At 72.4% G+C, this 16820-nt stretch carries 20 protein-coding genes and 1 tRNA gene; 7 read left to right on the top strand and 14 right to left on the bottom strand.

The annotated features are described in order from the left end of the window. Window positions 1-62: 62 nt before the first annotated feature. Window positions 63-518 (bottom strand): FHA domain-containing protein FhaB/FipA, encoded by a 456-nt coding sequence (locus ACFPFQ_RS15485; RefSeq protein WP_379619205.1) that lies wholly within the window; start codon window positions 516-518, stop codon window positions 63-65. Between the two features lie 35 nt (window positions 519-553). Continuing rightward, a complete protein-coding gene (locus ACFPFQ_RS15480; RefSeq protein WP_379619276.1) occupies window positions 554-1804 on the bottom strand; it encodes a DUF3662 and FHA domain-containing protein in 1251 nt (416 codons plus the stop codon). 141 nt (window positions 1805-1945) lie between these two features. Here ACFPFQ_RS15480 and ACFPFQ_RS15475 point away from each other — a divergent pair. Beyond that, a tRNA-Leu gene (locus tag ACFPFQ_RS15475) sits at window positions 1946-2028 on the top strand. Window positions 2029-2103: 75 nt separating this feature from the next. On the opposite strand, the gene ACFPFQ_RS15470 is transcribed toward ACFPFQ_RS15475, so the two are convergent. Together ACFPFQ_RS15470 and ACFPFQ_RS15465 are read right to left on the bottom strand one after the other, a co-directional pair. Continuing rightward, complete coding sequence (locus ACFPFQ_RS15470; protein ID WP_379619203.1) at window positions 2104-2724, bottom strand: uridine kinase; 621 nt, start codon at window positions 2722-2724, stop codon at window positions 2104-2106. A 198-nt stretch (window positions 2725-2922) separates the two neighbouring features. Beyond that, a complete protein-coding gene (locus ACFPFQ_RS15465) occupies window positions 2923-3165 on the bottom strand; it encodes a DUF2630 family protein (protein WP_379619201.1) in 243 nt (80 codons plus the stop codon). An 86-nt stretch (window positions 3166-3251) separates the two neighbouring features. On the opposite strand from ACFPFQ_RS15465, the gene ACFPFQ_RS15460 reads away from it, so the two are divergent. Beyond that, on the top strand, window positions 3252-4043 hold the full coding sequence (locus ACFPFQ_RS15460) for an IclR family transcriptional regulator (RefSeq protein WP_379619199.1): 792 nt from the start codon (window positions 3252-3254) through the stop codon (window positions 4041-4043). A 76-nt stretch (window positions 4044-4119) separates the two neighbouring features. On the opposite strand, the gene ACFPFQ_RS15455 is transcribed toward ACFPFQ_RS15460, so the two are convergent. Continuing rightward, complete coding sequence (locus tag ACFPFQ_RS15455; protein WP_379619197.1) at window positions 4120-4956, bottom strand: LLM class F420-dependent oxidoreductase; 837 nt, start codon at window positions 4954-4956, stop codon at window positions 4120-4122. A gap of 49 nt (window positions 4957-5005) precedes the next feature. On the opposite strand from ACFPFQ_RS15455, the gene ACFPFQ_RS15450 reads away from it, so the two are divergent. Both ACFPFQ_RS15450 and ACFPFQ_RS15445 read left to right on the top strand, forming a co-directional pair. Beyond that, window positions 5006-6127, top strand: a complete 1122-nt coding sequence (locus ACFPFQ_RS15450) for a 5-methyltetrahydropteroyltriglutamate--homocysteine S-methyltransferase (protein ID WP_379619196.1) — start codon at window positions 5006-5008, stop codon at window positions 6125-6127. 65 nt (window positions 6128-6192) lie between these two features. Further along, the gene (locus tag ACFPFQ_RS15445) at window positions 6193-6927 is read left to right on the top strand and encodes a class I SAM-dependent methyltransferase (protein WP_379619194.1); all 735 of its coding nucleotides are present in this window, start codon (window positions 6193-6195) and stop codon (window positions 6925-6927) included. Here ACFPFQ_RS15445 and ACFPFQ_RS15440 read toward each other — a convergent pair. The 4 genes from ACFPFQ_RS15440 to ACFPFQ_RS15425 form a co-directional block, all read right to left on the bottom strand. After that, window positions 6890-7591 (bottom strand): haloacid dehalogenase type II, encoded by a 702-nt coding sequence (locus ACFPFQ_RS15440; RefSeq protein ID WP_379619192.1) that lies wholly within the window; start codon window positions 7589-7591, stop codon window positions 6890-6892. The two genes, ACFPFQ_RS15445 and ACFPFQ_RS15440, sit on opposite strands and share 38 nt — an antisense overlap. A 155-nt stretch (window positions 7592-7746) precedes the next feature. Next, the gene (locus ACFPFQ_RS15435) at window positions 7747-8433 is read right to left on the bottom strand and encodes an iron-sulfur cluster assembly protein (RefSeq protein WP_379619190.1); all 687 of its coding nucleotides are present in this window, start codon (window positions 8431-8433) and stop codon (window positions 7747-7749) included. Next, window positions 8430-9494, bottom strand: a complete 1065-nt coding sequence (locus ACFPFQ_RS15430; RefSeq protein WP_379619188.1) for an amidohydrolase family protein — start codon at window positions 9492-9494, stop codon at window positions 8430-8432. The genes ACFPFQ_RS15435 and ACFPFQ_RS15430 overlap by 4 nt, the downstream gene beginning before the upstream one ends. 36 nt (window positions 9495-9530) lie before the next feature. Beyond that, complete coding sequence (locus ACFPFQ_RS15425; RefSeq protein WP_379619186.1) at window positions 9531-10559, bottom strand: NAD(P)-dependent alcohol dehydrogenase; 1029 nt, start codon at window positions 10557-10559, stop codon at window positions 9531-9533. Window positions 10560-10688: 129 nt separating this feature from the next. Between ACFPFQ_RS15425 and ACFPFQ_RS15420 the strand changes: the two genes are divergently transcribed. From ACFPFQ_RS15420 to ACFPFQ_RS15410, 3 genes are read left to right on the top strand one after another with little or no spacing between them, the layout of a single operon-like run. Beyond that, window positions 10689-11141 (top strand): DUF4442 domain-containing protein, encoded by a 453-nt coding sequence (locus ACFPFQ_RS15420; protein ID WP_379619184.1) that lies wholly within the window; start codon window positions 10689-10691, stop codon window positions 11139-11141. Between the two features lie 19 nt (window positions 11142-11160). After that, window positions 11161-11817 (top strand): NAD(P)H-binding protein, encoded by a 657-nt coding sequence (locus tag ACFPFQ_RS15415; RefSeq protein WP_379619182.1) that lies wholly within the window; start codon window positions 11161-11163, stop codon window positions 11815-11817. Next, window positions 11814-13211, top strand: a complete 1398-nt coding sequence (locus ACFPFQ_RS15410; protein ID WP_379619180.1) for a dihydrolipoyl dehydrogenase family protein — start codon at window positions 11814-11816, stop codon at window positions 13209-13211. Before ACFPFQ_RS15415 ends, ACFPFQ_RS15410 begins: the two co-directional genes overlap by 4 nt. A 4-nt stretch (window positions 13212-13215) precedes the next feature. Here ACFPFQ_RS15410 and ACFPFQ_RS15405 read toward each other — a convergent pair whose 3' ends face one another. From ACFPFQ_RS15405 to ACFPFQ_RS15385, 5 genes are read right to left on the bottom strand one after another with little or no spacing between them, the layout of a single operon-like run. Beyond that, window positions 13216-14214 carry a copper resistance D family protein gene (locus ACFPFQ_RS15405; RefSeq protein WP_379619179.1) on the bottom strand — a complete coding sequence of 333 codons (999 nt, stop codon included), beginning with the start codon at window positions 14212-14214 and terminating at the stop codon, window positions 13216-13218. A gap of 25 nt (window positions 14215-14239) precedes the next feature. After that, the gene (locus ACFPFQ_RS15400) at window positions 14240-14785 is read right to left on the bottom strand and encodes a copper resistance CopC family protein (RefSeq protein WP_379619177.1); all 546 of its coding nucleotides are present in this window, start codon (window positions 14783-14785) and stop codon (window positions 14240-14242) included. Continuing rightward, complete coding sequence (locus ACFPFQ_RS15395; RefSeq protein WP_379619175.1) at window positions 14785-15546, bottom strand: YcnI family protein; 762 nt, start codon at window positions 15544-15546, stop codon at window positions 14785-14787. Before ACFPFQ_RS15395 ends, ACFPFQ_RS15400 begins: the two co-directional genes overlap by 1 nt. Window positions 15547-15602: 56 nt before the next feature. After that, window positions 15603-16148, bottom strand: coding sequence for a hypothetical protein (locus ACFPFQ_RS15390; protein WP_379619173.1), 546 nt, complete (start codon window positions 16146-16148; stop codon window positions 15603-15605). A gap of 52 nt (window positions 16149-16200) precedes the next feature. Further along, the gene (locus ACFPFQ_RS15385; protein ID WP_379619171.1) at window positions 16201-16731 is read right to left on the bottom strand and encodes a DUF6474 family protein; all 531 of its coding nucleotides are present in this window, start codon (window positions 16729-16731) and stop codon (window positions 16201-16203) included. Window positions 16732-16820 lie beyond the last annotated feature (89 nt).

Here is a 16820-nt window from a genome sequence, read left to right as displayed (position 1 = left end):
GACTCCGCGGTTTCGATCAGGGGCAGAGCAGTCGGGCCGACCATGCCCTGGCGGAGGGCGGCTCATGATCGGAGCTCGATCACCGTCTTGCCGATGCGGACAGGGACCCCCAGGGGTACCCGGGTGGGTCCGGTGACCTTAGCCCGATCAAGGTACGTGCCGTTCGTCGACCCGAGATCCTCGACGTACCACTCCTCTCCCTGCTGCGAAATGCGTGCATGCCGGGTGGAGGCGTAGTCGTCGTCGAGCACGAGGGTGGAGTCGTCGGCCCTGCCGATCAGGATCGGCCGGGCATCCAACGTGATCCTCGTTCCCGCCAGCGCGCCCTGGGTGACCAGTAGCTGGCGGGGCGTGCGTCCGCGGCCTGTGCGCGGGGCGGCCCGACCGCCCGGCACGAGGGCCCGCAGGCCCGACGCGGCGTACAGATCGGAGCGCACCACGCGCAGCGCGACGAGCACGAACAGCCAGAGGAGGGCCAGGAAGCCCGCCCTGGTCAGCTGCAGCACCAACTCGGGCACTCGCGGCGAACTCCGTTCTCGTGATGTCGCGCTGGTTACTGCGTGCGGAAGACGAGGCTGGAGTGTCCCACCCGGATGACGTCGCCGTCACCGAGCTGCCAGGTCTGCACCGGGTTGCCGTTGACGGTGGTGCCGTTGGTGGAACCCAGGTCCGAGAGCGTGGCGGTCTGGCCGTCCCAGCTGATCTCCAGGTGCCGGCGCGAGACGCCGGTGTCCGGGAGACGGAACGCCGAGTCCTGGCCGCGGCCGATGACGTGGCTGCCGGGCGTCAGGTCGTAGGTGCGACCCGAGCCGTCGTCGAGGCTCAGCGAGGCCTTGCCACCCTGCTGGTAGCCGCCGTAGCCGCCACCGGGCTGCTGGTAGCCCTGCTGGTCGTAGCCGGCGTCGTAGCCCTGGTCGTAGGGCTGCTGGCCGTAACCGGGCTGCTGGTAGCCGCCGGCGTCGTAGCCGGGCGCGTAACCGGGCTGGCCGTAACCGGGCTGGGCGTAGGCCTGCTGGCCCTGCTGGTAGCCCTGCTGGTCGTAGCCGGGCTGCTGGCCGTACCCGGGCTGCTGGCCATAGCCGGGCTGCTGGCCGTAGCCCGGCTGCTGGCCCTGGTCGTAGCCGGGCTGCTGGCCGTACCCGGGCTGCTGCTGGCCGTAGCCCTGCTCGCCGTAGCCGGGCTGCTGCTGCCCGTAGCCGGGCTGCTGCGGGTAGCCGCCCTGGGGCGGGTAGCCGCCCTGCGGCGGCTGCTCGCCCTGCTGCTCGTACCCCCCCTGGCGCTGGTCGTAGGACGGAGGGGCATACGTCTGCTGCCCGTATCCGGGGGCGCCACGGTCGTAGCCGTACTGCCCGTTCTCCTCGGGGTGGCCCGGTTGCTGGCTCATGGGTGCTTCTCCTGCGTCGCGTGCTCGGATGGCGTCCCGGCGGGAAGCGTCGGGGTCCACGGACGAGCGGGTGCGGAACTGTCCCGTGTGCAGCGCATCGGAGCGCTCCAGAAAGACTACGACCTCGCCGTAGGCGTCCCATCCCTGGTCGGCGAGTTGTTCGGTGATATAGGCAGAGAGCGAGTCGATGATCTGTGCCTGGTCACCGGCCATGCGTTCGATATCGGAAGGACCAAGGAGCACGGTGTACCGGTTGGGCGCCAACAGGCGCCCTCCGGCGAGCTCCTCGATGTGGTCCTCGGCTTCCCTGAGCAACGCCTGCGCCACTTCCTGGGGTACGACGCTGCCACCGAAGACCCGCGCGAAGGCGTCGCCCACCATCCCCTGTAGACGGCGTTCGAACCTCCCGACACGGCCCAACCGATCTTCCTCCGTTCGCATCGGCGTGTTGCTGACAGCACCGATCGTATCTGTGCTAGCCCGCTGCGTGGAGGCGCCATCGGTCAGGGATGTGGACCCCCGTGAAACCGCTCCGCACCCCATGATAGTTTTTCTTCGTCAGCGCGAGTGGCGGAATGGCAGACGCGCACGGTTCAGGTCCGTGTGTCCGAAAGGACGTGAGGGTTCAACTCCCTCCTCGCGCACACTCTCCACTCGATCCCTGCCCGTCGCAGTGCGACATCGCCGGGATCGAGTGGATCTTTGTTTCGGGGCCTCTCCTACGGCTGCCGGACCGCTGGCCGGTCGGGGTGGTCGGCCAGTACCAGCAGGTCGGCCGCGGAGTCGAGATCATTCTCCAGTTCATAGCGGGTGTAGGCCCGCAGCGTCCACTGCTGATCGGCAGGCAGCGTCCTGGCGCGGGCAGCGGCGTTCATGCGCAGATGGACCGTGACGTCGAACGGCAGGCCCCTGCCCAGCAGCAGGGCGCCGGCCACCAACACCACCCCATCGGGTGGAATCTCGACGTAGGACTCCCGGAACGCCCGGTCGCTGGCCGCATCCCACAGCCGGGGCAGCACGCGGCCACTGCCGTCCGGTGCTGCCGGAGCGAGCACCTCCCGGCGCAGCGCGGCCGCGTCGAGCCAGCCGTCGAGGAACTCGTCGGGGTCCTCGCGGCCGAACTCCAGTCGCACCGAGGCGGGTCGCAGGAAGTCGGCGGCCGCCACCACCACCGCCCCGCGCCCCCGTTCGCGCAGCGCGGCGGCCACGCCACCGGCGATGTCGACGGGCCGGGTGGGTGGTGGCCCGTCGACGGCGAGCCGCACCCGGCCGAGGCGTTGCGTGACCAGCGACGTGATCACCTCGACGAGGCGCTCCGGAGAGACGGGGACGATCGGCACGTTCCCGATACTGCCTTGGGCATGCCCCGGAACGGCCCGGCACGGTCGCCGTGCGCACCCTGAGGTGCCGGCCCGCGCCCGTTGCGGGTCCGGAGCCCGTGGCACCCAAGCGGTGAACCGCCGCGTGCGTGCGATCGGCGGCTGCTCCGTTCGGGGCTGTACGAGCCGGTTCGGGCGTAGAGGGCCCTCACCGGCGACTCATTGGCGGTAACCCTCGACCACATCGGCCGAGCGCTCGGCGGCCGTGTCGGGGTTCAGACCGGCCCGACGGCGCGCATCCCGCTGGCGCAGCAGGTCCCAGTAGCGGTCCAGCTGCACGCCGAGCTCCTCCATCCGGCGCTTCTCCGCATCCGAGAGTCCCTGCCCGATGTGGCTGCGCTCCAGCCGGTGCTCCTCGGTCACCAGTTCGTCGATCCGCTTGTGCAGCTCGCCGTCGTCCATGTCGATCTCCTCGCCGTCTTGTCTGCGCGCAAACACTCCGATCGGTGAGCTGGCGCGCACCACCTGTCTGCTCAACACTGGACCCTGTGGCATCGGAGCGCACCACCGGTTCCTCGATCACGCGCGCACTGCGTGTCGTGGAGGCGGTGGCGGCCGCCGGTGACGGGGTCACGGCCAAGGCCATCGCCCGGCGGCTGAGCTGTCCGCTGCCCACGGTCTACCGCGCACTGGGCACGCTGTTGGAGGAGGGCTACCTCGTCCGGCTACCAGGTGTGCGGGGCTACGGGCTCGGCTACCGGGTCGCGGAGCTGCACCGCAGCCTCACCGACCAGGTGCGGCCCGCCCCGGCCGTGCGCGCGCTGCTGCACGAGATCCACTCGGGCGTCGGGGCCGGTGCGTACCTGACGGTGTTCCGGGCCGCTGAGATCGTGGTCGCGCACGTCGACTCCTGTGCCGATCACCCCAGCCCGGAGGCCATGCGGGCGGGGGAGCCGACCGCGGCGCACGCGACCGCGGCCGGGAAGGTGATGCTCGCCTGGCTGCGACCGACCCACCTCGCGGCGCTGCTCGATCGCGCCGGCCTGCCCGGCCTCGCCCCGCAGACCGTGCCGGACCGCCGCGCGCTCGACCGGGAGCTGATGCGGATCCGCTCCGACGGCGCGGCCGTCGAGGTCGACGAGTACGTGCGCGGCGTCGCGGGCGTGGCGGCCCCGGTGTACGGCGCCGGCGGCGAGGTCAGCGGGGCGATCGGGGTGACGCTGTCGTGCGCCGACTTCACCGCCCGGCGCTGGGAGCTCGAGCGGGTGGTGCGGGAGGCCGCCGACCGGGCGAGCCTCCTGCGCGACGAGGACTGGCCGGCGGCCGACGCCCAGTTCTAGCGACCTCGCACACGTTCACCCGTCCTCGCAGGGGGTCCAGCCTGTGCGACGACGGGAGCAGGTGTGCGACGTCGGTTCAGGGGCGCAGGGCGGCCAGGCCGTCCAGCTCGGCCAGCGCCGCGGCGGTGTCGTCCTGGTCGCGCAGCTCGAACAGCACCCGGTCCACACCCGCCGTCGCGTACGACTCCAGCGCTGCCGGCTTGGGCACGGCTCCGTAGACGGTGACGTCGGGACGCGGGCGGCCCGCGTCGGCAGCCCGGCTGCGCAGCTCGGCGATCCGCGCCGCGAACGGGCTCATGTCGTCGAGCGGGACGCGCAGCGGGATCCACCCGGTGCCGTACTCGAGAACCCGATCGAGCACCGTGGGACCGCCACCGCCGATCAGTACGGGCGGTGTCCGCGTCGGCTTGGGCCACGACCAGATCGGGCCGAAGTCGACGAACCGGCCGTGGAACTCGGCCTCGTCCGCGGCCCAGATGGCCTGCATCGCCAGCACGTGCTCGCGCATCCGGGCGGTGCGCGACGCCGGGTCGACGCCGTGGTCGGCCATCTCCTCCTTGTTCCAGCCCGGCCCGATGCCGAGCTCGAACCGGCCGCCCGCGATCCGGTCCAGGCTGGCGACGGCCTTGGCCAGCACGATCGGATCGTGCTGTGCCACCAGCGACACACCGGTGCCCAGTGCGATCCGCTGGGTGGTGGCCGCGATCGCGGACAGGGCGACGAACGGGTCGTAGGTGTGCGCGTAGCGCCGCGGCAGCTCGGCACCACCCGGCCACGGCGAGAGCCTGCTGGTGGGGATGTGGGTGTGCTCGGTGAGGAACAGGGCGTCGAAGCCGCGTTCCTCGACGGCCCGCCCGAGCGGAACCGGCTCGAGGCCGTAGTCGGTCAGGAACGTCACCACTCCGTGCTGCACGAGGTTCACCCTTGCACAGAGGGGGGCGCCCGGGGATACGTTGCCAGGCATGCAACGAAGCGAGCCGCCGTTCCGCGCCGACCACGTCGGGAGCCTCCTGCGGCCGCCGGAGCTGCTCGCCGCCCGTGAACGTTTCGCCGCGGGCACGCTCGACGCCCCCGGGCTGCGCGCAGTGGAGGACGCGGCGATCCGCGAGGTCGTGGCGATGCAGGAGCGGTTGGGCCTGCAGACGGTCACCGACGGCGAGTTCCGGCGCACGTCATGGCACATGGACTTCATCTACCAGCTCGGCGGCATCACCAGGACCGACGAGCAGATCCGCGTGCAGATGCGCAACGCCGCGGGCGGCAACGACTTCACCACCGCGGGGCTCGCGGTCACCGGCCGCGTCGGGCTGGAGCACCCGATCTTCGCCGACGACTTCCGGTTCCTCGCCGCTCAGATCGACACCGGAACCGCGGTGCCGAAGCTGACGATCCCGGCGCCGAGCATGGTCCACTACCGGGCCGGGCTGGCCGCGCTCGACCGCAGCGTCTACCCCGACACCGAGGAGTTCTGGACCGACCTCTCGGCCGCCTACGCCGCCGAGGTCGCGGCGCTGGCCGAGCTGGGCTGCCGGTACCTGCAGCTCGACGACACCAGCCTGGCCTACCTCAACGACCCGCAGCAGCGCGCCCAGCTCGCCGCCCGCGGTGACGACGCCGACCACCAGCACCTGCGCTACATCCGTCAGATCAACTCGGCGATCGCCGACCGGCCCGCGGACATGAGGGTCACCACCCACATGTGCCGCGGCAACTTCCGGTCGTCGTGGGCCGCGGAGGGCGGGTACGACTTCGTGGCCGAGGCGCTGTTCGGGGAGCTGGCCGTCGACGGCTTCTTCTGCGAGTTCGACGACGAGCGCTCCGGCGGCTTCGAGCCGCTGCGGTTCGTGCCGCCGGGCAAGCAGGTGGTCCTCGGACTCGTCACCACCAAGCGCGGGGAGCTGGAGGACGCCGACACGCTCAAGCGGCGCATCGACGAGGCCGCGAAGTTCGTGCCGCTCGACCAGCTGTGCCTGTCCCCGCAGTGCGGGTTCTCCTCCACGGTGGAGGGCAACTCGCTGACCCGCGACGAGCAGGCCGCCAAGCTGGCGCTCATCGTCGAGGTGGCGCAGGACGTGTGGGGCTGATCGTTCGGACAGCCCCGCTCCGCAGGACAGCGCCGTCCACGCCGCTGTCCCGGTAGCGTCCGGGGGTGAGCGAGGGACCTGCCGGTTGGGGCACACCGTTGTACGACGCCGTTCTCGACGCCGCGGGCGTCGGGGCCGGTACCACCGTGCTCGACCTGGGCTGCGGTCCCGGCGAGTTCGCGCGGCGCGCTGCAGGGCTCGGCGCCGCCGTCACCGGGATCGACGTCGACCCCGGTGCCGTCGCCGTAGCCGCTGCCGCCGTCCCGGAGGGCGCCTTCGCGGTCGGTGACGCGCACGACCCGCCGCACGGCCCGTTCGACGTGGTGGTGGCCATGCAGCTGCTGCCGCACGTCCGCAACCCGGTGGTGGTGCTGCAGGCCGCCGGAGCGGCAGGCGCCACCGTGGCGATCACGGTGTGGGGCGCCGAGCAGGAGTGCGACGTGCGGGCGTTCGGCGAGGCTCTGGCGCCGTTGCTGCCCCCACGCCGCGCACCCGAAGGACCGCCGCCCCTGACCGACCCGGACCGGCTGCGCCAGGTCGTCGGTCTGGCCGGGCTGGAGGTCGTCGGTGTCACCGAGGTGATCTGCCCGTTCGACTACCCGGACGAGGACGAGCTGATCGGCCCGCTGTTCGGCACGGCGATCGGGAGAACGGCTGCCCGCGCGGCCGGTCCCGCCGCGGTGCGGGCGGCCGTGCTGGACCGGCTCGCCGGGCGGCGGACCCCGGGAGGGGCCTACCGCCTGGAGAACCTGTTCCGCGTGCTCATCGCCCGGCCGCCAGCAGGTCAGCCAGCTCCGTGAGCGATCCGACGTTGAGATCGGCGGCAGGATCGGTGGCGGGTGGCGGCGGCCCGGCCGGCCCCGCTTCCTGCGGCCGGTGGACGTAGGCGGTGCGCAGGCCGCGTGACCGGGCCGCGGCCAGGTCGTCGACGTGCGCGGCGACCATCAGGACCTGCGCCGGGTCGAGGCCGAGCAGGCGCGCGGCGCCGTCGTAGACCTCGGCATCGGGCTTGTAGTGCCCGAACAGCTCCGCGGAGAGCACGGCGTCCCACGGCAGGCCGCCGTGGCGGGCCATGTCGACCAGCAGCGACACGTTGCCGTTGGACAGCGTGGCGATCGGCCGGTGCTCCCTCAGCCTGGTCAGGCCCGCGACGGAGTCGGGCCAGGGGTCCAGGCGGTGCCAGGCGAGCACCAGCTCGGCGCGGGTGGCGTCATCGGCGGCCCCGGCGCCGAAGCCGGGCAGCAGCTCGTCGAGCGCGGCGCGGTGCAGGGCGTCGAGCGACGTCCAGGGCAGCTCGCCGCGGCGGACGCGGTTCATGGCCGGGTAGTACTGCCCGCGCCACGCGGTGGCCAGGCCGGGTCCGTCGACGTCGGGACCGAGCAGCCGCAACGCCTCGCGGGTGACGCCCGTGTGCCAGTCCACCACCGTGCCGAAGACATCGAAGACCAGCGCGCGCACGTCCACGGGACCGAGCCTAGAACGTTCACTCCCGGTAGCCGGCCCGAACGCCAGCAAGGTGGCCTTCCTGACGTTGGACGTCAGGAAGGCCACCTTGCTGAGATGCGGAGGGTCCCGGGGTGTGACCCTCCGTCAGTGCGATCCGGTCAGGGCGCCGCTTCTCAGTGCGCCGCCGCCGGGTAGCGGGTCTGCAACAGGCTCTTGCAGAACTCGCCGTTCGTCTCGATCCCGACGCGCTGCAACCGCGCCCGCCGCAGGTGCAGCGGCACCTGGGCTTCGGTGATGCGGTTGCCGTCGCCGTCGATCAGCAACGGAGCGTCGTACCCGTTGGGCAGCCCGAGCGCGGCCCGGCGCTTCTTCATCCGGTCCAGCTCGGCCGAAGGCGGCAGATCACCCAGCGAGGTGTTCGCCAGCTCCGCCGGGCTCGCACCGTCGTCGACGAGCGGCCGGGCGATCTTGTCCTGCCCGGCCAGCGCCGCCTTGCGGAAGAACTGCGCCCGCAGCTCGTCGAGTTCCGCGACCGCAAGCCCCTCGAAGGTCCCGACGAACCCGGACTGGGCCGCGACGCCGCCGTTGATCTCATCGGAGGCGTGGTGGTCGGCCAGCGTCACATCCGCGCGCGTGATCCCGTCGATCTCCGACACCGCGTCGTAGGCGTCGGCGACCATCAGGAACGAGAAGTTCGGCGCGCAGAAGAACGTCGGAAGGCGCAGCACGACGGTGGCCACGCCTTCGGCGGAGACGGTGCTCGACTCGACGAAGTCGAGGTCCGTGATGGGCTCGTCCAGTTCCGGATCGAGCACCGTCCCCAGCGCGGCCCACACCTCGCGGTGCAGGCGCGAACTCACGCCGACGCCCCCGCGGTGTCGTCGACCAGCTCGTGACCGGGCGCGCCGGCCTCGCCTGCCGACGTGTCCAGCTGCAGCTCGGCCGGCACCGGGATGTCGTAGAGCCGCGCCGCGTTGAGGCCGAGGATCTTCTTCTTGGTGGCGGTGGTGAGCTTGGCGTAGTCGGTGAACGCGTCGTCGTCGGGCATCTGCCAGTCGACGAAGCCCTCGACCTGCCACTTGGGCACCCAGATGTTGTAGTCGCCGCCGTAGAGCATCTTGTCCTCGCCGACCCAGAACATCAGCTCGCCGATGACCTTGGCGAAGAACTTCGGCCGTGCGTGCATCAGACCGCCGATGACGACCGAGAGGCCCGCGTAGACGTTGGGCTCCTGCACCGCCATGAAGCAGAAGTCCTCGATGCGCGGGAGGCCCACGTGCTCGACGATGAAGTTGAGGTCCTGGAAGTCGGTGGCAGCGTGGTCGACGTCGGCGACGTCGAACGCGTCCTTGTCCAGCGGCCAGATGGTCGGGCCCTTGTGGACGTGGACGTTCTTGATGCCCAGTTCCTGAGCCTTCTCCAGGAAGCGGTAGGACTCCGGGTCCGACAGCTTGTAGCCGCGGGAACCGTTGTTCCACTCCGCGGTGTAGAGCTTGACGCCCTTGAAGTTGTACTTCTTGTGGTCCTCTTCGAGCTGCTTGATGCCCGCGTCACCCTCACGCGGGTCGAAGCGCCCGTTCACCAGGAGGCGGTTGCCCCACTTCTCCAGCAGCGCCGCGTTCTGGTCGATCGTGTTGAAGCCCGTGGTGTACCACTCGCGCAGGTACGTCGACTGGAAGATCGCGTGGTCGACGTGGCCCTCCTCGAACATGTCGCGCTCGAAGTCCTCGGGCGACACCTTCAGGTAGTGCTCGTAGTCCCAGTGGGTCTCGGGCGGGCCGAGCTGGTGGTAGCCGTAGAAGCAGTCGATCCAGCCCTTGGCGTACTGCTCGGCGCCGGGCTTCCAGTTCTCCCGGCTCGCGTCCCAGAAGTGGCTGTGGGAATCGACGATGAAGTACTTCTCGCCATCTTTTTCGTACATGTGGTGGTGGCTACCTTTCGCGTCGTCGGGAATCAGTTATGGAACAAGAATTGCGCGGCCGCGGACGCGACCGGCATCGAGATCGTGGAGCGCGTCGAGCGCGGCGTCGAGCGGGTACTGCTTGGTGTGCAGCGTGACCTTGCCGGCCTGGGCCAGCACCATCAGTTCCACGAGGTCGGGGTAGGTGCCGACGATGTTGCCGATGACGTTCTTCTCGCCGCCGACGAAATCGAGCGTCGGGGCCCGGAACTCGCCGCCGTAACCGAGGATGTACTGCGACCCGGCCGGGGCAGTCATCTTCCACGCGTCGAGCTCGGCGCCCTGCTCGGCGACGAAGTCGAACACCACGTCGCCGCCCTTGCCGTTGGTCAGGTCCAGCACGGCATCGATGTGCGTGCCGTCGGCCAGCACGGTCTCGTCCGCACCGATCTGCTTGGCCAGCGCCAGCGCGTCGGGGTTGCGGTCGACGACGACGATGCGCGTGCCCGTGATCGCCGCGAGCGCCTGGACCGCGATGTGGCCGAGGCCGCCCACGCCCTGCACGACGGCGGTGGTGCCGGGGAAGAGATCGGGCACCGCCTTGCGCACAGCGTGGTAGGCGGTGATGCCGGCGTCGGCGAGCGCGGCGACGTCGGCGGGGTTGGTGCTCGGGTCGAGCTTGATGCACGCGCGTGCCGTGGTGCGCAGGTACTCGGCCATACCGCCGTCGTTGTTCGACAGGCCGGGGAAGAAGGCGTTCTCGCACTGCATGTCACGGCCGCGCCGGCAGGCCAGGCAGAGCCCACAGCTGGGCTGCGGGTGCAGGATCACGGTGTCGCCGACGGCGACGTTGGTGACGCCGGCACCGATCTCGTGCACCCAGCCGGCGTTCTCGTGGCCGATCACGTAGGGGAGCTGCGGGTTCTGGGCCTCGGCCCAGTCGCCGTTGATGATGTGCAGGTCGGTGCGGCACACACCGGCGCCACCGATCTTCACGATCACGTCGAGCGGCCCCGTGATGGTGGGCTCCGGGATGTCGTCGATCTTCGGATCTTCGTGGTACGCGTGTACGCGGACAGCTTTCACCGGCATACCTCCTGCAAACGTCGGTGTCACCCTCGATTTCAGTGCGGGGGCCCAGTAGTCACCACCCCCTCGATTCCGCGGAGTGAGAATCGGCGTGATTGAGTGCTACTGACGAGTAGCCTTCGGCGCATGACGGTGGACACGAGCTGGGTCGGCGCGGCGATGGGGCAGACGGTGCCGTGGGTGAAGTCGGTGGGCATCACGTTCGGCGAGACGACGGCCGAGCGAGCGGTCGCGCACCTCCCCGATGCCGCCGACCTGCACAACCATGTCGGCGGGCCGCACGCCGCGATGATCTTCGGGCTGGGCGAGACGGCGTCGGGCGCCGTCGGGCTCGCGGCGTTCGGCACCGTCATGGAGCGCGCGACCCCCCTGGTGGTGCGCTCGGAGATCGGTTACGTCCGGCTGGCGAAGGGCCCGCTCACGGCCGTCGCGGTGCTCGACCGGCCGGCCGCCGACGTGCTCGCCGAGCTCGACGCCGGCACGCGTCCCGAGTTCACGGTCACCGTCACGATCACCGACGCCGATGATCGCGAAACCACCCGGATGACGGTGGTGTGGACGCTGCGCCCCAACAGGTAGGAGCCGTACCGTCGCCGGCATGCATGTGGTGATCGCGGGCGGGCACGGGCAGATCGGACTGCGGCTGACGTCGCTGCTGGCCGAGCGGGGTGACGCGGTCACCGGGGTGATCCGCAACCCCGCCCATCGGGAGGACCTGGAGCGTGCGGGCGCCACGCCCGCGGTGCTCGACCTGGAGTCGGCGACCGCTGCCGAGCTCGCCGCCCACCTCGAGGGTGCCGACGCCGTCGTGTTCGCCGCCGGCGCCGGCCCGGGCAGCAGCGCGGGCCGCAAGGACTCGGTCGACCGCGCGGCAGCGGTGCTGCTCGCCGAAGCGGCCGCGCTGGCCGGCGTGCGCCGCTACCTGCTGGTGTCGTCCATCAACGTGGATGCGCCGCCCGCGGCGGGCACCGACGAGGTCTGGGCGGCGTACCTGGCGGCCAAGAAGGCGGCCGAGGACGCGATCCGCGCCAGCGATCTCGACTGGACGATCGTGCGCCCGGGGAGCCTCTCCGACGACCCCGGCACCGGGCGGGTGCGGCTCGTCCCCGCCTCCGGTGCCAGGGGTGCCGTCACCCGTGACGACACCGCGGCGGTCCTCGTGGCGCTGCTGGACGCGCCTGCCACCGCGGGAGCGGTGCTCGAGCTGTTCGAGGGCGACGTCGACGTGGTGGCGGCCGTGGCGGCCCTGGTATGACAGGTCGCGAGTTCGACGTGATCGTCATCGGTGCCGGTGCGGTGGGGGAGAACGCCGCCGACTACGCCGCGAAGGCCGGCCTGGAGGTCGCCATCGTCGAGGCCGAACTGCTCGGTGGCGAGTGCTCCTACTGGGCCTGCATGCCGTCGAAGGCGCTGCTGCGCACGGGGCACGCGGTGGCCGCCGTGCGCCGGTTGCCCGGCACCACGGCCACGTTCGACCCGGCGGCCGTGTTCGCCCGCCGCGACTCCTTCACCCACAACTGGGATGACGCGAGCCAGGTCGCCTGGGCCGAGGGTGCGGGGCTCACGGTGCTGCGCGGGTACGCCCGGATCACCGGCGAGCGCACCGTCGCGATCCAGGGCGGTGAGACGCTCACGGCCCGCCACGCGGTGGTCGTCTGCACGGGCAGCGTGCCGGTGCGGCCTCCGGTTGACGGGCTCGACACGGTCCGGACCTGGAGCTCGCGCGAGGCGACGTCGGCCAAGGAGGCACCGCCGCGGCTGGGCGTGCTCGGCGGGGGCGTGGTCGGGTGCGAGCTGGCGCAGGCCTTCCGCAGGCTCGGGTCCGAGGTCGTGCTCGTGCAGCACGGGCCCCGGCTGCTCGCGGCCATGGAGCCCGTCGCGGGTGAGCGGGTGGCCGCGGCGCTGCGGGCCGAGGGCGTCGACGTCCGGCTCGACACGCAACTCGACCGCGTGGCCGCGGACGGCGCGGGCATCGCGCTGCACCTGCCGGGCGGCGAGACGATCGTGGTGGACGAGCTGCTCGTGGCCACCGGCCGCAGGCCCAACACCGCCGACGTCGGCCTCGACACGGTCGGGCTGGAGCCCGGCGAGACGCTGACGGTCGACGACTCCGGGCTCGTCGACGGCGTCGACGGGCAGTGGCTCTACGCCGCGGGCGACGTCACCGGCCGCGCGCCGCTGACCCATCAGGGCAAGTACGACGCGCGGATCGCCGGAGCGGCCGTCGGGGCCAGGGCCACCGGCGCCGCGGTCGACACCGGGCCGTGGGGCGAACACGCGGCCACGGCCGATCACGCCGCGGTGCCGCAGGTCGTGTTCACCGACCCGGAGGTGGCGTTCGTCGGCCGCACCGAGGAGCAGGCCCGAGCCGCCGGGCTGGACGTGCGGGTGGTGGACATCCCGTTCGCCGTCGCCGGCTCGTCGCTGCAGGCCGACAGCTACGGCGGCGCCGCCCGGATGGTGGTGGACGAGTCACGCGGCCTGCTGGTGGGCGTGACGTTCGTCGGCCAGGACGTGGCCGAGCTGCTGCACGCCGCCACCGTCGCCGTCGTGGGAGAGGTGCCCCTGCACCGGCTCTGGCACGCCGTGCCCGCGTACCCGACGATGAGCGAGATCTGGCTGCGGCTGCTGGAGGCCCACCGCACCTGACGGATCAGGAGAACGCGGTCTGGGTGAGTGCGGCGGCCAGTCCGATGGCCACCGCCATCACGGCCACCTCGTAGACCGCCCACCGCAGCACCGGTGTCCGTCGGGCCGCGAGCCGCTGCCGGGCCAGCCCGCCCAGCCCTGCCGCGAGCCCGAGGCAGACCACCTTGGCCAGCACGAGTACGCCGTACCCCGAACCGAACAGCGCGGCCCACGACGAGAGCCGCAGCGCCGCGTTGAGCACCCCGGTCACGGCCACCGCGACGAGGCAGACCGTGGCGAGGCGGGAGAACCGCGGCAGCGCGGCGTCCAGGAGCGCGCGCCTGCCGGCGATGAGCACGAGCATGGCGCCGAGCCCACCGACCCACACCGCCGCGGCGCCCGCGTGCAGCGCCACGGTGACCACCGCGAGCTGGTGGTCCGGGTCGGTTCCCGAATGTCCGGTCAGTGCGGGGGTCAACGTCCCGAGCAGTGCCGCCACCAGCGGGATCCGCACCTGCATGCGGTGCGGGTTCCGGACCCGGACGATGGCGCAGCCCAGCACCACCGCCGTGCAGCCCGCGGTCAGCAGCAGCCCGCGACCTGCCTCCACCGCGGTGGCGAACAGGACGATCTCGTTGCCGCTCAGCGAGGTGAGCGGGCGGCCGTACGCGGCGGCGGCGCGGAGCCCGAGATCGAGCACGACGAGCGCCAACCAGGCTCCGGAGACCGCCACCAGCGCGCGGTCGGCGCGGCTCTGCACGACGGGCAGCTCCCGACCGGCCCCGCCGCGCAGCGTGCCGTCCGGGGGCAGCAGCACCCCGAGCAGGCCGAGCCCGACGCACGCCACGGCCGCGGCGTCCATCCCGGCCCTGGCGACGATCGCGCCGAGCAGGATGGCTGGGGCGCCCCCGGTGAGCGAGCCGGCCAGTGACGCGGCGACGACGGCCGCACCCGCTGCGAGCACCGACCAGGCGGCGGGTACCCGCAGGTCCCGCCATCCGGTGCTCGCAGCGGGCCGGCTCATCCGCACCGGCGAAAAGGGGTGACCATCACGAGCGGCCGAGCCGGAGCGCGACGACGACGCCGCCCGCCACCAGCACGACCGCGCCGACGATCCACGGCCACACCGGCGGCCCGCCACCATCGGGCGGTGCCGAACCCGGGGTCGACGCCGGGTCCGACACGTTGCCGGCCGGCACTGCCGCCGGCGAGCCGGGCCCGGCCGCCGTCAGCGTGAACGCGACGCTCCCGGAGACGGGATGCCCGTCGGCGGAGACGATGCGGTAGCCGATCTGGTAGGTCCCGGCCGGTCCCAGCGGCTGGACGCCCACCGCGATGGTGTCGTCCACCTCGCTGATCGTGCCGCTGTGGTAGTCCAGCTTGTCCGGGCCCACCACCGTGATGGCGGTGAAACCGGGCTGCACGGCCTCGTTGAAGGTGAGCGACACCTGCTTCGGCCCGCTGGCGAGGCTCGTGCCCGCGGCCGGGTCGCTGCGCTCCAGCTGGCTGTGCGCCCATGCGGGCGCCGAACCGAGCAGCAGCGCCAGCACGGCGAGCGTGCCCAGCACCAGTACCCGGCGCGCGGCGTGTCGCATCAGCCCACCTTCTCCGGTTCGGCAGGCTGCTCGGTCCGGCCGCCTGCCGTCGACCGCCTGCTACGCAGGATCGCGCCGCCACCCAGCGCGAGCCCGACGGCCCCGACGAGCAGGCCGCCGATGCCGAGCCAGCGTGCCGTCATGTCGGTGGCGTCGGCCGCGGGCGGGGTGCTCGTGGTCGCCATGCCGCCGTGGCCGCCTGCCGCGTCGGCGGCGGTCAGCTTCACCACCGGTGCTGGGTGCGCGGGTTCCGCACCGCCCGCGACGGCCGGCTGGTTCCAGTCCACGACCTTCCCGTCGTCGTAGGTCTGGCTGGCCGGCAGCGAGATCGAGTCGGTGTCGGTGGGCATCGGGCCGACCGAGACCGGGAAGTCGAGGTACTGACCGGGGCCGATGCGGGTGCCGGGGTTGGCCGTCCAGGTGATGGACCCGATGGTCTGGGTGATGGTGCGGCCGCCGGACTGGACCGGCGGGTTGAGCGCGACCTGCTTCGTGGTGGCGGTCCAGCCCGCGATGGGCGTGGTGCGCACCGAGGTCAGGGGCTTGTCGGTCGGCAGCGTCACGGTCAGCCCGACCGTTCCGGCGGTGTCGGACTCGTTCGGGACGCGGAACGTGACGACGGCGTAGCCGCCCTTCTTCGCGTCGCCCGCCTGTGCGGTGACGTGGGCGAGCGCGGGCGTGGCGGCCACCAGCACGGTGGCGGCGGCGACGGCGAGCACCGTGGCGGCGCGCAGCACCGTACGGCGTGGGGATCGGTTCATGAAGATCTCTCCGGTGACGTCCCCGTTCGGGGGACGGTGAGGGGTGTGAGGGCTGGTCAGCACCCCACCGGAGGTCCGCGGCGGGCGTCCGCGACGGACAGGACCCTGGCGATCCGGGCGACGAGCCCGGGGCCGGGTTCGACGAGCGTGTGCAGCGGCCGATCGGCAGGCAGCGGCGCGAGCCTGCGCGGCACCAGCCTGCGCACGGCGGCGCCGACCGCGGCGGTGGCGCGATCGGCGTGCTGCAGCGCCACGGCGACGGCCAGCGTCACCGCAGCGTGCATGCCGAGCATCGTGGCGCCAGAGGGGACGCTGCCCGCCGCACCGGCATGGGCCGGGTGCAGCAGCGTCATGAACTCGTGGAGAGCGAGCTGGCCCGCGCCCAGCGTGGCGATCATGGAGATCGTGCTGCGGCACCGTTGCGCGACCGAGACGAAGACGGCCGCCAGCATCGGGAGCAGCACGACCAGCACGGCGAGGTCGGGAAGCGTGCCGCCGCCCGCGACGTGACCGACGGCGGTGAGCAGCGCGGACAGGGCCGCCAGCGCGGCGCCCCGCAGGAGCCGGACGCGTGGCGCGCGCCCACCCGAACCGCCCGTCATGGACACAGACGGTAGCCGCTGCGCGGGAGGGGGACCAGAACGGGGTGTCCCGTCAGGTGGTGACCCCGAGGTGCGTGAGCAGGGCGGATTCGATGCGGTCGAGCTCCCGACCGATGGCGCGGTAAGCGGCGCGCCTGCGCTGGCCGGGCATCTGCTCGGCGGCGCGCACCGCGATCGACAGCTCGGCGATGCGGGGACGGGTGTCGAGGGCGAACTTGCGCGCGGCACCCGTGGAGTGGGCCTCCGCCACCGGATCCAGCTGCTCCAGCGCCTCGGCGATCCGTGACAGGCGCGCGTGCAGCACCCCGCCGGGTCCGCGGAAGGACGAGAGCTGGTCGGTGGCGACGCCGAGCCGGTCGGCCTGGTAGGAGTCCCAGCGGGCCCGGACGGCCCCGGCCGCGACCAACGCGTAGGGGGCGAGCAGCGGCAGCACGGTGCGCCCTACACCGATCATGCGCTTCGCGCTCGACGCCGTCAGCGGCTTGCGGCCCTTGGTGGCACCGGTGGCCGCGACGCTCGCCAGCGCTGCTCCACCACCGTCTGCCGTGCCGCTCTTCGACCCGGACCGTTTCCGCAGCCCCATCGCGCACCCTCCCCGCCGGCCGGAGCGATCTCCGCCGGATGGATCGCAGCTTAGGGCGTACCGCGGGGTCGTACCCGGTCAGACGCACC

It is taken from the genome of Pseudonocardia sp. GCM10023141 (assembly GCF_042653605.1).
This window is presented reverse-complemented; position numbering and strand designations above follow the sequence as displayed.